Source organism: Pseudomonas sp. RW3S2, assembly GCF_014268955.1.
In the GTDB taxonomy this organism is placed as follows: Bacteria; Pseudomonadota; Gammaproteobacteria; order Pseudomonadales; family Pseudomonadaceae; genus Aquipseudomonas; species Aquipseudomonas wayambapalatensis.
The window spans coordinates 488,275-502,054 of the sequence record NZ_JABWRM010000001.1 but is presented as its reverse complement, the minus strand read 5'-3'; the positions used below and the strand labels follow the sequence as shown (position 1 = coordinate 502,054).

At 60.3% G+C, this 13,780-nt stretch carries 9 protein-coding genes and 1 pseudogene; all 10 read right to left on the bottom strand.

Annotation, left to right across the window (positions count from 1 at the left end):
- Positions 1 to 134: 134 nt before the first annotated feature.
- On the bottom strand, positions 135 to 1,187 hold the full coding sequence (locus HU748_RS02325; protein ID WP_186719040.1) for a Wzz/FepE/Etk N-terminal domain-containing protein: 1,053 nt from the start codon (positions 1,185 to 1,187) through the stop codon (positions 135 to 137).
- Positions 1,188 to 1,377: 190 nt separating this feature from the next.
- Positions 1,378 to 2,784: pseudogene (locus HU748_RS02320) on the bottom strand (MBL fold metallo-hydrolase).
- Between the two features lie 102 nt (positions 2,785 to 2,886).
- Positions 2,887 to 3,150, bottom strand: coding sequence for a lipopolysaccharide assembly protein LapA domain-containing protein (locus tag HU748_RS02315; protein ID WP_186719039.1), 264 nt, complete (start codon positions 3,148 to 3,150; stop codon positions 2,887 to 2,889).
- Positions 3,151 to 3,169: 19 nt separating this feature from the next.
- Positions 3,170 to 3,466, bottom strand: a complete 297-nt coding sequence (ihfB, locus tag HU748_RS02310; protein WP_186719038.1) for an integration host factor subunit beta — start codon at positions 3,464 to 3,466, stop codon at positions 3,170 to 3,172.
- A 254-nt stretch (positions 3,467 to 3,720) separates the two neighbouring features.
- On the bottom strand, positions 3,721 to 5,400 hold the full coding sequence (gene rpsA / locus HU748_RS02305; protein WP_054893880.1) for a 30S ribosomal protein S1: 1,680 nt from the start codon (positions 5,398 to 5,400) through the stop codon (positions 3,721 to 3,723).
- A 124-nt stretch (positions 5,401 to 5,524) separates the two neighbouring features.
- A complete protein-coding gene (cmk, locus tag HU748_RS02300; RefSeq protein WP_054893879.1) occupies positions 5,525 to 6,211 on the bottom strand; it encodes a (d)CMP kinase in 687 nt (228 codons plus the stop codon).
- A complete protein-coding gene (locus HU748_RS02295) occupies positions 6,208 to 8,445 on the bottom strand; it encodes a bifunctional prephenate dehydrogenase/3-phosphoshikimate 1-carboxyvinyltransferase (protein ID WP_186719037.1) in 2,238 nt (745 codons plus the stop codon). The genes cmk and HU748_RS02295 overlap by 4 nt, the downstream gene beginning before the upstream one ends.
- Positions 8,446 to 8,618: 173 nt before the next feature.
- A complete protein-coding gene (pheA, locus tag HU748_RS02290; protein WP_054893877.1) occupies positions 8,619 to 9,713 on the bottom strand; it encodes a prephenate dehydratase in 1,095 nt (364 codons plus the stop codon).
- Positions 9,713 to 10,798 (bottom strand): 3-phosphoserine/phosphohydroxythreonine transaminase, encoded by a 1,086-nt coding sequence (gene serC, locus HU748_RS02285; RefSeq protein ID WP_186666643.1) that lies wholly within the window; start codon positions 10,796 to 10,798, stop codon positions 9,713 to 9,715. Before serC ends, pheA begins: the two co-directional genes overlap by 1 nt.
- Before the next feature lie 202 nt (positions 10,799 to 11,000).
- Positions 11,001 to 13,763 (bottom strand): DNA gyrase subunit A, encoded by a 2,763-nt coding sequence (gene gyrA, locus HU748_RS02280; protein ID WP_186711137.1) that lies wholly within the window; start codon positions 13,761 to 13,763, stop codon positions 11,001 to 11,003.
- Positions 13,764 to 13,780 lie beyond the last annotated feature (17 nt).

The window sequence follows — 13,780 nt, the reverse complement described above, 5'->3', positions numbered from 1 at the left end:
CCTCGCAGGCAGCTTGTCATGAGATAGGAACACTTGGTCATGACCGATACAACATCCTTGTCCAGAATGACGATGAGGACGGCATTGTGACAGCTGCCCACCCAAGAAGCCAGTCACTTGGCCGCCTCACCTGATCATAAGCCCGCGCGAAGTTTTCGCTGCCCGACAACCATGTGCGCCATCGCGATCACGACACCCAGGGCAGCTCCGGCGACCAGACCAAGCACGAAGAGCCATACCTTTTTCGGCTTCACTGGCAAGTCGGGCAATTCGGCCACACCATCCTGTCGATAAACCCGCAGCCCATCGACATTTATTTCGAGTGAGCGGTAGAACTCCACAATCTTTTGCCGAGGCCGTAAGTTTCGTATAAAGGGCTCATCCGACGCGCGCTTGGTCAAGTTATCGATCTCAGCCTCAAGCGCCTCTGTTCCGCGCATATACATCAAGGAGCCGTCCATCGCACCTGACACCTCTTTCGACAGGCTGCTGGAGATGACTGGCGGCTTCCGCAGGCCTACCGAGCGCGCCACCCGCAGCGCCTCTTTCAACTGAACTATTCGATCCTCACGCTCCATCCTCGCACCCTCGAGATCAGAAACAATCGCACTCTCGAGATTGCGCGCCTTTACCAAGGCGTCCGCCTTGACGTCTTGCAACACCTGGTCTTGCGCAAGACGCCCCGCCATCTCAGCGTATTGAACGACCCATTCAGCAGCCAAGCGGGGATCAGATGAATCCATGGCAACTGCGTAACGAGAAGGGTCATCATTCGAAGCTAGCGCAATCGAAAGCGTCTTCTGGAAATTCTCGTAGCGCTCATCCTGCGATCCCGAACGCCCCCCCCCCTTCGTACCCGCAAGGTATACATTCTCGAAAAACCTCCTACGCAAGGACTCAGACTGAAGGTTACGCAGATAAACATCATAAACCTCTTTCACCGCCAAGGCATTCAGCCCCGTCTTGCCTCCTCGCCCATAATTAAGTGGCGCAATATCATTCTGCGTCGGAGGCTGTACAAAAACTCTCGCCACGTACATCGGGGTTGCCAGCTGCCCGTAGATCAACGCCGCGCCTGAAACAATAACCGTGGTTACGATGACTATGAGCTTACGCTTCCAAACACCATCAACCCAATCAACTTTAGTTCCCTGGCTATTTACTACATACTCATTTTGATCGTGCATTTATTCTGTTTTCCTCGGGTCTGACCGAATCCCTCTACCTCAGGATTAATGCCACCGCGAAAATCTGCAGGCTCTAGATTAAAGCGTAGCTGGCGTTTTTCGATCGCGTCTGGAGACTACTCAAAAAAATTAGTCGGAAGTAGAGAGGTAAATCACCAATTTAGTTCCCCGCCTTGAAGTGATTGGCGCCCTAGCCGATCACCACCTTCACCTCCTGCCCTTGCGGCAGGCACGCCTGCTTGATGGCCTCCAGCAATGCCCGCTTTGCACCTTGCCTCACCATGCACCAGCCCGCCCCTTTCGCGCGGTGAATGCCCTCCCAGCGCAAAATGAACAAGCCCCCCCTGTCCGCATGGACGGAATACCCTGTCAAACTCATGATCTTTGCTCGGACATCAAACATTCCCCATCCAGATCGACCCGCACGACCCCATCTGCACTATCACAAGCCTGGATCACCGCACCTGGCGCCCCCTGACCTGATATCCAACAAACAATACTTCAAGCCGCCGATCGCCCAACATCGCCTTGAGGTAAGCGAAAATCCTTCCGCCCGAACACATGCCGTTACCTGCAATGACACTCGCAGGCCGCCCAGTGCTGCTCAAGTAGTTGACCACCTGCTGGTGGCGAGCATGGGTGTCAATGCAGATCAGCTGTCCAAAGCTCAACGGGGTGCGCCCCTCATCCATCCGCGCCCCGGCTTCGTCACTCCAGTAATCGTGCAACCGCTGATAGGGCTGGGTGATGCGTTGAGCGAGAGGCGAGTCGAGGATGATGGGCAATTGTGACCAGCTAAAGGCAAAATCACCCGAGGTCACAGCAGGTTCGCCCATCAATGTCTTACGATGGAGAATATCTTCAAGCTCGAACAGCAACTCCTGAGTACGCCCCAGGCTGAATGCCGGAATGAGTAGCGCCCCCATTCTTCAGCGCCCGATCAACGGCAGCCTCCAGCAGCTGTATCCGATCGCTCCGATCAGCATGGAGCCGGTCACCATAGGTGCTTCCCAAAAACAGGATACCGGCGCGCTCAGGTGGCTGCACAGGGTGCAACAATGGATTGCACGGGGCGCCCAGACCACCTGAAAAAACAATGCGTGAACTTGTCTCGTCACCCGGGGAGCGCGTATCACACTCCACATAGGCCGCCCCAGCAAATGGCCAGCACGCTGCAAACGAATGGCGCAAACTACCCCCTCCTGCTCGACACCGCCACGATCAGTCGCTGCAAAAGCGCCAGGTAGCGATCAACCTGGACAGGATCATCACTGATACCCAGCTTGTAGGCATCCTTGAGCACCAGCGGCAGTAGGCGGGCAGAAGGTTCACTACAAATGATGGGACCGCGAAATCCCGCAGCTACGAGCGCAGGGATACGCCCGACATGATCCAGATGAACGTGAGTGATGATGAGCACCTGGATTCCGGCAATGTCGAAGCCGATGGGTGTAAGTTCCCCACCAAGAGGAGCGTCGCGCCCCTGTTCTAGCGCACAGTCGACCAAAAGACTGGCGAGCGGATCGAGGTAAAGTTGGTGGCAGGAACCGGTCACGCTGCGGATGCCACCATGGTGGGAAAGGGACGGAAATGTCATACGACTGCACGCTCAAGCTGGACTGAAAATGAAGCCGCTATTACTTCATTTCAAGCACCAGACGCACAGGTAACACTTCCTGATGCAGCATAGGAATTCGCCTCAATTACCACTCATTGTCGCCTGCCGCGCCGACGCTCGAATCTTGCGCTTGCTGCGCTGCACACCGTAGGCGCCGAGCAACGGACCTACCGCCAGTCCCACCACCAGTGCCGCGATCACCGGCACGGCCACCGGCACCGCCGGCGCCGACCAGCCAAACAGCACCAGCGCTACGGCCTGTTGGTTCTCCAGCACGAAGAACAACACTACAGCCGCCAGCAGCAGCATGAACAACGCCCCCACGGCGCGCTTGAAGTTACGCATCAGATTGCTCCTTCATCGCTCAGGGATGTTCGTGTTCTTCTTCATTAACCCGGTCGCGCAGCTCTTTACCCGGTTTGAAATGCGGCACGAATTTACCCTCAAGACTCACAGACTGCCCGGTCTTGGGATTACGCCCAACCCGAGGCGCACGATAATGCAGGGAAAAACTGCCAAAGCCACGGATCTCGATGCGATCTCCGGTCGCCAGGCATTGGGACATCTGTTCAAGCATGGTCTTGATGGCCAACTCTACATCCTTGGATGAGAGCAACCCCTGATGGGTGACAATACGTTCGATCAGCTCCGACTTCGTCATATTTTTCCCTTCGTTATCAAGCAGCTAGATCATTGCTTAACCAGTTTGTAGCACGCTTGGAAGGATTTGAACAGGGTGCTTCTTGACTTGATAAAAAAATTCAAGAACTAAACATTCGCAGCGCACGCTTCCAACCGCTCAAAGACCTTGCGTCGCAATCGCTGGGCAAGCCTGCCCCCACGTGCATACCAGGAAAATTTTGGACAAAAAAAGGGCGACCCGAGGGTCGCCCTTTTTTACCGATCAAACAGAACTCAGTTCTGCTTGGCCATTGCTTCGCGCAGCAGCGCAGCCATGGTGGTGTCGGCAGCAGCTTCCGGAGCGGTGTTTTTCAGGCTCTGGATAGCTTCGCGCTCTTCAGCATCGTCCTTCGACTTGATGGACAGGCTGATGACGCGGGACTTGCGATCAACGCTGATGATCTTGGCTTCGATCTCTTCGCCTTCCTTCAGGACGTTACGCGCGTCTTCAACGCGGTCACGGCTGATTTCGGAAGCTTTCAGAGTAGCTTCGATGTCGTCGGCCAGAGTGACGATGGCGCCCTTGGCGTCAACTTCCTTCACGATGCCCTTGACGATTGCACCCTTGTCGTTGACAGCAACGAAGTTGGAGAACGGATCGTCTTCCAGCTGCTTGATGCCCAGGGAGATGCGCTCGCGCTCTGGGTCAACCGACAGGATGACGGTTTCCAGCTCGTCGCCCTTCTTGAAACGACGCACGGCTTCTTCGCCGGTTTCGTTCCAGGAGATGTCGGACAGGTGAACCAGACCGTCGATGCCACCGTCCAGGCCGATGAAGATACCGAAGTCGGTGATCGACTTGATGGTACCGGTGATCTTGTCACCCTTGTTGAACTGGCCGGAGAAGTCTTCCCATGGGTTGGATTTGCACTGTTTGATACCCAGGGAGATACGACGACGCTCTTCGTCGATGTCCAGAACCATGACTTCCACTTCGTCGCCAACCTGAACGACTTTCGACGGGTGGATGTTCTTGTTGGTCCAGTCCATTTCGGAAACGTGTACCAGGCCTTCGACACCCTCTTCCAGCTCGGCGAAGCAGCCGTAGTCGGTCAGGTTGGTGACGCGAGCGGTAACACGAGTACCTTCTGGGTAGCGGGAAGTGATAGCAACCCACGGATCTTCGCCCATCTGCTTCAGACCCAGCGAAACGCGGTTGCGCTCACGGTCGAACTTCAGAACGCGAACGTCGACTTCGTCACCAACGTTGACGATTTCCGACGGGTGCTTGATGCGCTTCCAGGCCATGTCGGTGATGTGCAGCAGGCCGTCGATGCCGCCCAGGTCCACGAAGGCGCCGTAGTCGGTGAGGTTCTTGACGATACCTTTGACCTGTTGGCCTTCCTGCAGGGTTTCCAGCAGGGCTTCGCGCTCGGCGCTGTTCTCGGCTTCCAGCACGCTGCGACGGGAAACGACAACGTTGTTGCGCTTCTGGTCCAGCTTGATGACCTTGAATTCCAGCTCTTTGCCTTCCAGGTGGGTGGTGTCGCGCACTGGGCGGACATCAACCAGGGAGCCCGGCAGGAACGCACGGATGCCGTTAACGTCGACAGTGAAGCCGCCCTTAACCTTACCGTTGATAACGCCCTTGACCACTTCTTCGGCAGCGAAAGCAGCTTCCAGAACAATCCAGCACTCGGCGCGCTTGGCTTTTTCACGGGACAGCTTGGTTTCGCCAAAGCCGTCTTCGACCGCGTCCAGCGCAACGTGAACTTCGTCACCGACCTTGATGGTCAGCTCGCCAGCTTCGTTGTAGAACTGCTCGAGCGGGATGACGCCCTCGGACTTCAGACCAGCGTGAACGGTAACCCAGTCGCCGTCGATGTCGACAACGATACCGGTGATGATTGCGCCCGGCTGAAGATTGAGGGTTTTCAGGCTTTCTTCAAAGAGTTCTGCAAAGCTTTCGCTCATTTTAATTCCTGTAAATTCGGGCGAGACAGACGCCCATCGCCACATTCCAGACAATGTGGGTTTCGTTTAAGTAAAGGAAAGCGGGCAGGACGTTGACTGGTGCCCCTGCCTGCTTTCCTGGCGATCAGAGCAGGTCGCGCAATGCGAGCTCGCTTCTGATCCGTTGCAGCACCTGCTCGATGGACAACTCGGTAGAGTCCAGCTGGATTGCATCGGCCGCCGGCTTGAGCGGGGCCACTGCGCGCTGGGTGTCGCGCTCATCGCGCGCACGAATCTCATCTAGCAGACTCGACAGACTAACATCTTCGCCTTTGCCCTTCAACTGCAGGTAACGGCGGCGGGCGCGTTCCTCGGCACTGGCGGTGAGAAACACCTTCAGTGGCGCATCTGGAAACACCACGGTCCCCATGTCGCGACCGTCGGCGATCAGCCCCGGCGCCTCACGGAAGGCACGCTGACGCTGCAGCAGTGCCTCGCGCACCGCTGGCAGAGAAGCGACCATCGAGGCGCCCGCCCCTACCGTTTCGGTACGGATGACATTGCTGACATCCTCGCCCTCGAGAATGATCTGCTGCAGCTTGCCCGGCTCGGCAGCGATGAACTGCACGTCCAGATGAGCGGCAAGCGCCTTGAGCAACTCTTCGTTGGTCAGGTCGACACCATGGTTCGAGGCGTTGAACGCCAGCAGGCGATACAGCGCTCCGGAATCCAGCAGTCGCCAGCCAAGCTCGCGTGCCAGCAGGCCAGCGACCGTGCCCTTGCCCGAGCCGCTTGGCCCGTCGATGGTGATGACCGGCGCCTGCGAATTCACGACTTGCCCTCTTGCGCCACGCGGATGCCAACTTCGGCACAAAGCGCCAGGAAGTTGGGGAAGGAAGTGGCGACGTTGGCGCAGTCGTGAATACGGATCGGCGCACTGGCACGCAGCGAGGCAATACTGAATGCCATGGAGATCCGGTGATCACCGTGACCATGGACCTCACCGCCGCCGATCTGGCCGCCATCGATGATGATGCCGTCCGGGGTCGGCTCGCACTTGACACCCAGGGCGATCAGGCCATCGGCCATGACCTGGATACGGTCCGACTCCTTGACCCGCAGCTCCTCGGCACCACGCAGCACGGTGCGCCCCTCGGCGCAGGCGGCCGCGACGAACAGCACCGGGAATTCGTCGATGGCCAGCGGCACCAGGTCTTCCGGAATCTCGATACCCTTGAGCTTCGCCCCACGCACGCGCAGGTCGGCAACAGGCTCGCCGCCGACTTCACGCTGGTTCTCCAGGGTGATGTCGCCACCCATCAGCCGCAGGATGTCGATCACGCCGGTGCGGGTCGGGTTGATGCCGACGTGCTCCAGCACCAGCTCCGAACCTTCGGCGATGGACGCTGCGACCAGGAAGAAGGCCGAGGACGAGATATCGGCCGGCACTTCGATCCGAGTAGCGGTCAGCTTGCCGCCGGACTGCAGCGAAGCGACAGGGCCATTGCTCTGCACGCTGTAACCGAAGCCACGCAGCATGCGCTCGGTGTGATCGCGGGTCGGCGCCGGCTCGGTGACGGTGGTAGTGCCTTCGGCGTACAGGCCGGCCAGCAGCAGGCAGGACTTAACCTGGGCACTGGCCATCGGCAGGGTGTAATTCAGCGCCTTGAGCTTCTGGCCACCGCGAATGGTCAGCGGAGGACGCCCCTCGGGGCCGGTCTCGACCACGGCTCCCATTTCGCGCAACGGATTGGCCACGCGGTTCATCGGGCGCTTGGACAGCGAAGCGTCACCGGTCATGGTCACATCGAACGGCTGTGCGGCCAGCAGGCCCGACAGCAGGCGCATCGAGGTCCCGGAGTTACCCAGGTAGATCGGGCCAGGTGGCGGCTTCAGGCCGTGCAGGCCGACACCATGGATGGTGACGCGGCCGTGGTGCGGCCCCTCGATGACCACACCCATGTCGCGGAAGGCTTGCAAGGTCGCCAGGGCATCTTCGCCCTCGAGGAAGCCTTCGACTTCAGTGGTGCCCTCGGCCAGCGAGCCGAGCATGATCGAGCGGTGGGAAATCGATTTGTCGCCCGGTACGCGAATCCGTCCGGACACGCGGCCACCAGGTTGGGCCAGGAAGATCAGGTCGTTGGCGTTCATAGCGTCCACATAGGCCCGGCGGGCCAGGATTTTACTGAAATGCTCGCGGGCGACCCGAGCGCGGGTGAATACACCCAGCAACTGGTGCCCGTCCCCTGCATCGACCGCGTCGCGCAAGGCGTCGAGATCGCTGCGAAATGTATCCAGCGTGCGCAGGACAGCGTCGCGGTTAGCGAGGAAGATGTCATGCCACATGATCGGGTCGCTGCCGGCGATTCTCGTGAAATCGCGGAACCCTCCCGCAGCGTACCGGAAGATGTCGAGGTTTTCATTGCGTTTGGCCAGCGAATCCACCAGGCCGAACGCCAGCAGATGCGGAAGGTGGCTGGTGGCCGCCAGGACTTCGTCATGACGCTCGACCGGCATGTGCTCGACATCGGCCTCCAGCGCGCGCCACAGGCGATCGACCAGGGCCAGGGCTGCCGGATCGGTTTCGGCAAGCGGCGTAAGGATCACCTTGTGACGACGGAACAGCGCGGCATTGGAAGCCTCCACACCGCTCTGCTCGGACCCTGCGATCGGATGGCCGGGCACGAAACGCGCCAGACGCTCGCCGAACACGGCCCGCGCAGCACGCACCACATTGCCCTTGGCACTGCCGACATCGGTGATCACCGCAGCCCCCAGGTCGAGCGACGCCAGGCGAGCCAGAACCTTTTCCATGGCCAGGATCGGCACCGCCAGCTGGATCACGTCAGCACCGACACAGGCAACGGCCAGATCCTCTTCGCAGCGATCGACCACACCAAGAGCGACAGCCTGCTTGCGCGACTGGGCATCCAGGTCGACACCGACCACTTCACGGCACAGCCCGCTTTCACGCAGGCCTTTGGCGAAGGAACCACCGATCAGGCCCAGGCCGACGACGACCAGGCGATTGATGAGCGGTGCGGGTTTGTTTACAGCATTAACCACGAGTGCGAACCCTGTTCAGAACAGCAACATGTGCCAAATTACAGCCTACAGATGGGCAGGACGAACCCGAACTATAGGTCCGACGCCACTCTCACGGGCAGCGTGAAACCTGTGGGAGCGGGCTGGTCCCGCGATGGAGCGCAAAGCGCTCCCACTCACGGGCAACAATAAATTCAGAGCACCGCCTTCGGATAAGACCCCAGCACCTTCAACGCCACGGCCTCCTGGCTGATCTTCTCCAGCACCGCCTTGATCAGCGGATCACGGTGGTGGCCGACGAAGTCGATGAAGAACACGTAGGTCCACTTGCCGCTGCGCGACGGGCGGGTCTCGATGCGGGTCAGGTCGATGCCGTTATCGTGGAATGGCACCAGCAGCTCATGCAGCGCGCCTGGCTTGTTGCTCATCGAAACGATGATCGAGGTCTTGTCGTCGCCGGTCGGCGGCACTTCCTGGTTACCGATCATCAGGAACCGCGTGGAGTTGTCCGGACGGTCTTCGATCTTCTCGGCCAGACGGGTCAAACCATACAGGTTGGCTGCCATGTCACCGGCGATCGCCGCCGAATTCCACTCGCCCTTGACCCGCTTGGCCGCCTCGGCATTGCTCGAGACCGCCACGCGCTCGACGTTCGGGTAGTGCGCGTCCAGCCATTTGCGGCACTGGGCCAGCGACTGGGCGTGCGAGTAGATACGGGTGATGCTGTCGGTCTTGGTGTTCTCGCCCACCAGCAGGTGGTGGTGGATACGTAGCTCGACCTCGCCACAGATCACCATGTCGTGCTCGAGGAAGCTGTCGAGCGTGTGACTCACCGCGCCTTCGGTGGAGTTTTCCACCGGCACCACGCCGAAGTTGACAGCGCCTGCCGCCACTTCGCGGAACACTTCATCAATGGCCGCCATCGGACGACTGATCACCGCATGACCGAAATGCTTCATGGCCGCAGCCTGGGTGAAGGTGCCCTCGGGGCCGAGGTAGGCAATCTTCAACGGCTCTTCCAGGGCCAGGCACGACGACATGATTTCGCGGAACAGACGCGCCATCTCTTCGTTACCCAAGGGCCCCTTGTTGCGCTCCATGACGCGCTTGAGCACCGCGGCCTCACGCTCGGGGCGGTAGAACACCGGCTTTTCGCCTTCGGCGAGCGACGCGGTCTTGACCCGCGCCACTTCTTCGGCGCAGCGAGCGCGATCGCTGATCAGCTCGAGGATTTTCTCGTCGAGGCTGTCAATGCGAACGCGCAGGGCCTTGAGTTCCTGTTCGGACATCAGCCGTGCTCCTTCTCGAATTCGGCCATGTAGGCCACCAGAGCTTCCACCGCATCCAGCCCCAGCGCGTTGTAGATCGAGGCACGCATGCCACCGACCGAACGATGCCCCTTGAGATTGAGCAGGCCACGGGCGTCGGCACCGGCGAGGAATGCCTTGTCCAGGCGCTCGTCGGCGAGACGGAACGGCACGTTCATCCAAGAGCGGGCATTGTGGCTGATCGGGTTGGTGTAGAACTCGCTGGCGTCGATGAAACCGTACAGACGGTCTTTCTTCGCACGGTTGCGCTGCTCCATGGCCTCGACGCCGCCCTGCTCCTTGAGCCACTCGAACACCAGGCCCGACAGATACCAGGAGTAGGTGGCCGGGGTGTTGTACATCGAACCATTATCGGCCGAGATCTTGTAGTCGAGCATGGTCGGGCAGGTGCTGCGCGCGCGACCGAGCAGGTCTTCGCGCACAATGACCACCACCAGGCCGCTCGGGCCGATGTTCTTTTGCGCACCGGCGTAGATCAGGCCGTACTGCGACACGTCGATCGGGCGCGAGAGGATGTCGGACGACATGTCGACCACCAGCGGAACATCACCGGTTTCAGGCACCCAGTCGAACTGCAGGCCGCCGATGGTTTCGTTGGAGGCGTAGTGAACGTATGCAGCCCCTGGGGTCAGCTTCCACTCGTTCTGGCCAGGAATGGCCAGGTAATCATAAGGCTTGGCGCTGGCAGCGACGTTGATATTGCCGAAACGGCGCCCTTCCTCGATAGCCTTCTTCGACCAGATGCCGGTCTCGATGTAGTCGGCCGTGGCACCTTCGGGCAGCAGGTTCAGCGGGATCTCGGCGAACTGCTGGCTGGCACCACCCTGCAGGAACAGCACCTTGTAGTTCGAGGGAATGCTCAGCAGGTCACGCAGGTCTTGCTCGGCCTTTTCGGCGATCGCCACGTAGTCATCGCTGCGGTGGCTCATCTCCATCACTGACAAGCCCTTGCCGCGCCAGTCCAGCATTTCGGCCTGGGCACGCTGCAGGACAGCGTCGGGGAGCGCGGCAGGGCCTGCGCAGAAGTTAAAGGCTCGTTTGCTCACATCCACTCTCGCTCTAATAGAACAAAATCTAACCAGCTGGTTCAGCGGTAATCCTGTGGGAGCCGCGAACACCGGCGAAGCCGGTGCCATACATCGCACCGCCTGCTTCGCGGGCAAGCCCGCTCCCACAGAAACCAGACGTTGCCGTCGCTAATCAGTCAAACGGGGCGACCTTGGTCGCCCCGCTCGGGTTTACGCTTGCTTATTCCTGCGGAGCCTCTTCGGCGCCTGCAGCTTCGTCATCTGGCGCATCAGCTTCGACGCCCTCCTCGTCCGTCTCGACGATATCGTCGAGCTCGTCCTCGGACGGCTCCTGGATACGCTCCAGGCCTACCAGCGTCTCGTCGCTGGCCAGCTTGATCAGCGTAACGCCCTGGGTGTTACGGCTCAGGCTGGAGACCTCACCGACCCGTGTACGCACCAGCGTACCCTGGTCGGAAATCAGCATGATCTCCTCGCCTTCCTGAACCTGGATGGCACCGATCAGCAAGCCATTGCGCCCTTTTGTGCCCATGGCAATCACACCCTGCCCGCCACGACCACGACGCGGGAACTTGGACAGCGGGGTGCGCTTGCCGAAGCCACGCTCGGAAGCGGTGAGGATCTGCGCGCCCGACTCGGGGATCAGCATGGAAATCACTTCCTGCCCCTTGCCCAGCTTCATGCCACGCACACCGCGCGCGGTACGGCCCATCTCGCGAACCACGCTCTCGGCGAAGCGAATCACCTTGCCAGCGCTGGAGAACATCATGACTTCCTTCGCGCCATCGGTGATGGCTGCGGCGATCAAGGTGTCACCTTCCTTCAGCTTGACCGCGATCAGGCCATTGGAGCGCGGACGCGCGAACTGCACCAACGGGGTCTTCTTGACGGTACCGGAAGCGGTAGCCATGAAGATGTAGGCACCGGTTGGCTCTGCAACCAGCTCTGGAGTGTCGCCGTCTTCTTCGTCGACTTCTTCCGGCTCGATCACCTCACCCTCGAGCACCGCGTCTTCCACCTCGTCGATTTCTTCGTCGAGGTCGGCGCTCTGCTGCAGGGCCTCGAGGTCGATCTGCAGCATCGCAGTGATGCGCTCGCCGTCTTCCAGCGGCAGCAGGTTGACCATCGGGCGACCACGCGCGGCGCGGGAGGCTTCAGGGATGTCGTAGGTCTTGAGCCAGTAAACCTTGCCTTTGCTGGAGAACAGCAGCAGCGTGGCGTGGCTGTTGGCAACCAGCAGGTGCTCGATGTAGTCCTCATCCTTCACGCCGGTCGCCGACTTGCCCTTGCCGCCGCGGCGCTGGGCCTGGTAAGCGGACAATGGCTGAGTCTTGGCATAACCACCATGGGAAATGGTCACCACACGCTCTTCTTCCGGGATCATGTCGCCGTAGTTGAGGTCGTGACGGGCATCGAGGATCTGGGTACGACGGGCATCGCCGTACTCGGCGCGAATCGCTTCAAGCTCTTCGCGGATCACTTCCATCAGGCGCTGGGCACTGTTGAGGATGCGGATCAGCTCGCCGATCTGCTCGAGGATCTCCTGGTACTCGGCCAGCAGCTTCTCATGCTCCAGACCGGTCAGGCGGTGCAGACGCAGGTCGAGGATGGCCTGGGCCTGTTCAGGCGACAGCCAGTACTTGCCATCACGCAGGCCATACTGCTCCGGCAGGTCTTCCGGACGGCACGAGTCGGCGCCAGCGCGCTCGACCATGACCTGCACTGCACTGGACTCCCACGGCGTACCGACCAGGGCTTCCTTGGCTTCCGACGGCGTTGGCGAGGCCTTGATCAGGGCAATGACCGGATCGATGTTGGACAGCGCAACAGCCTGGCCTTCAAGAATGTGCCCACGCTCGCGCGCCTTGCGCAGCTCGAACACGGTGCGACGGGTGACCACTTCGCGGCGGTGACGAACGAAGGCCTCGAGCAGGTCTTTCAGGTTCAGCAACCGCGGACGACCGTCGATCAATGCGACAACGTTGATGCCGAACACGCTCTGCAGCTGGGTCTGCTGATAGAGGTTGTTGAGCACCACTTCAGGCACCTCGCCGCGACGCAGCTCGATGACGATGCGCATGCCGTCCTTGTCGGACTCGTCACGCAGCTCGGTGATGCCTTCGATCTTCTTCTCTTTGACCAGCTCGGCGATCTTCTCGATCAGACGCGCCTTGTTCAGCTGATACGGCAGCTCGGTCACGACGATCTGCTGACGACCACCCACCTTGTCGATGTCCTCGACCTCGGAGCGGGCGCGCATATAGATGCGGCCGCGGCCGGTGCGGTAGGCCTCGATGATGCCCTGGCGGCCGTTGATGATGCCGGCGGTCGGGAAGTCCGGGCCAGGGATGAACTGCATCAGCTCATCGACGGTGACCTCGGGGTTGTCGATCAGCGCCAGGCAACCATCGATGACTTCGCCCAGGTTGTGCGGCGGGATGTTGGTGGCCATGCCCACGGCGATGCCGCTGGAACCGTTGACCAGCAGGTTGGGGATCCTGGTCGGCATGACCGCCGGGATCTGCTCGGTGCCGTCGTAGTTGGGCACCCAGTCGACCGTTTCCTTGTGCAGGTCGGCCAGAAGCTCGTGAGCCAGCTTGGTCATGCGCACTTCGGTGTATCGCATGGCCGCAGCGTTGTCGCCGTCCACCGAACCGAAGTTGCCCTGACCGTCGACCAGCAGGTAGCGCAGCGAGAACGGCTGCGCCATGCGCACGATGGTGTCGTACACGGCAGTGTCGCCGTGCGGGTGGTATTTACCGATGACGTCACCGACCACACGGGCGGACTTCTTGTACGGCTTGTTCCAGTCGTTGCCCAGTTCGCTCATCGCGTACAGGACGCGGCGATGCACGGGCTTCAAGCCGTCACGCGCATCGGGCAGCGCTCGCCCGACAATCACGCTCATCGCGTAGTCGAGGTAGGACTGTCTCAGTTCGTCTTCGATATTGACCGGGAGGATTTCTTTGGCCAGTTCGCCCATGAGAAGCCTGATTCCTT

What these genes read in the sequence shown, in the direction of transcription:
- HU748_RS02325 (WP_186719040.1), bottom strand. Translation starts at nt 1,187, where the DNA reads ATGCACGATCAAAATGAGTATGTAGTAAATAGCCAGGGAACTAAAGTT.
- HU748_RS02315 (WP_186719039.1), bottom strand. Translation starts at nt 3,150, where the DNA reads ATGCGTAACTTCAAGCGCGCCGTGGGGGCGTTGTTCATGCTGCTGCTG.
- ihfB (WP_186719038.1), bottom strand. Translation starts at nt 3,466, where the DNA reads ATGACGAAGTCGGAGCTGATCGAACGTATTGTCACCCATCAGGGGTTG.
- rpsA (WP_054893880.1), bottom strand. Translation starts at nt 5,400, where the DNA reads ATGAGCGAAAGCTTTGCAGAACTCTTTGAAGAAAGCCTGAAAACCCTC.
- pheA (WP_054893877.1), bottom strand. Translation starts at nt 9,713, where the DNA reads ATGTCCGAACAGGAACTCAAGGCCCTGCGCGTTCGCATTGACAGCCTC.
- gyrA (WP_186711137.1), bottom strand. Translation starts at nt 13,763, where the DNA reads ATGGGCGAACTGGCCAAAGAAATCCTCCCGGTCAATATCGAAGACGAA.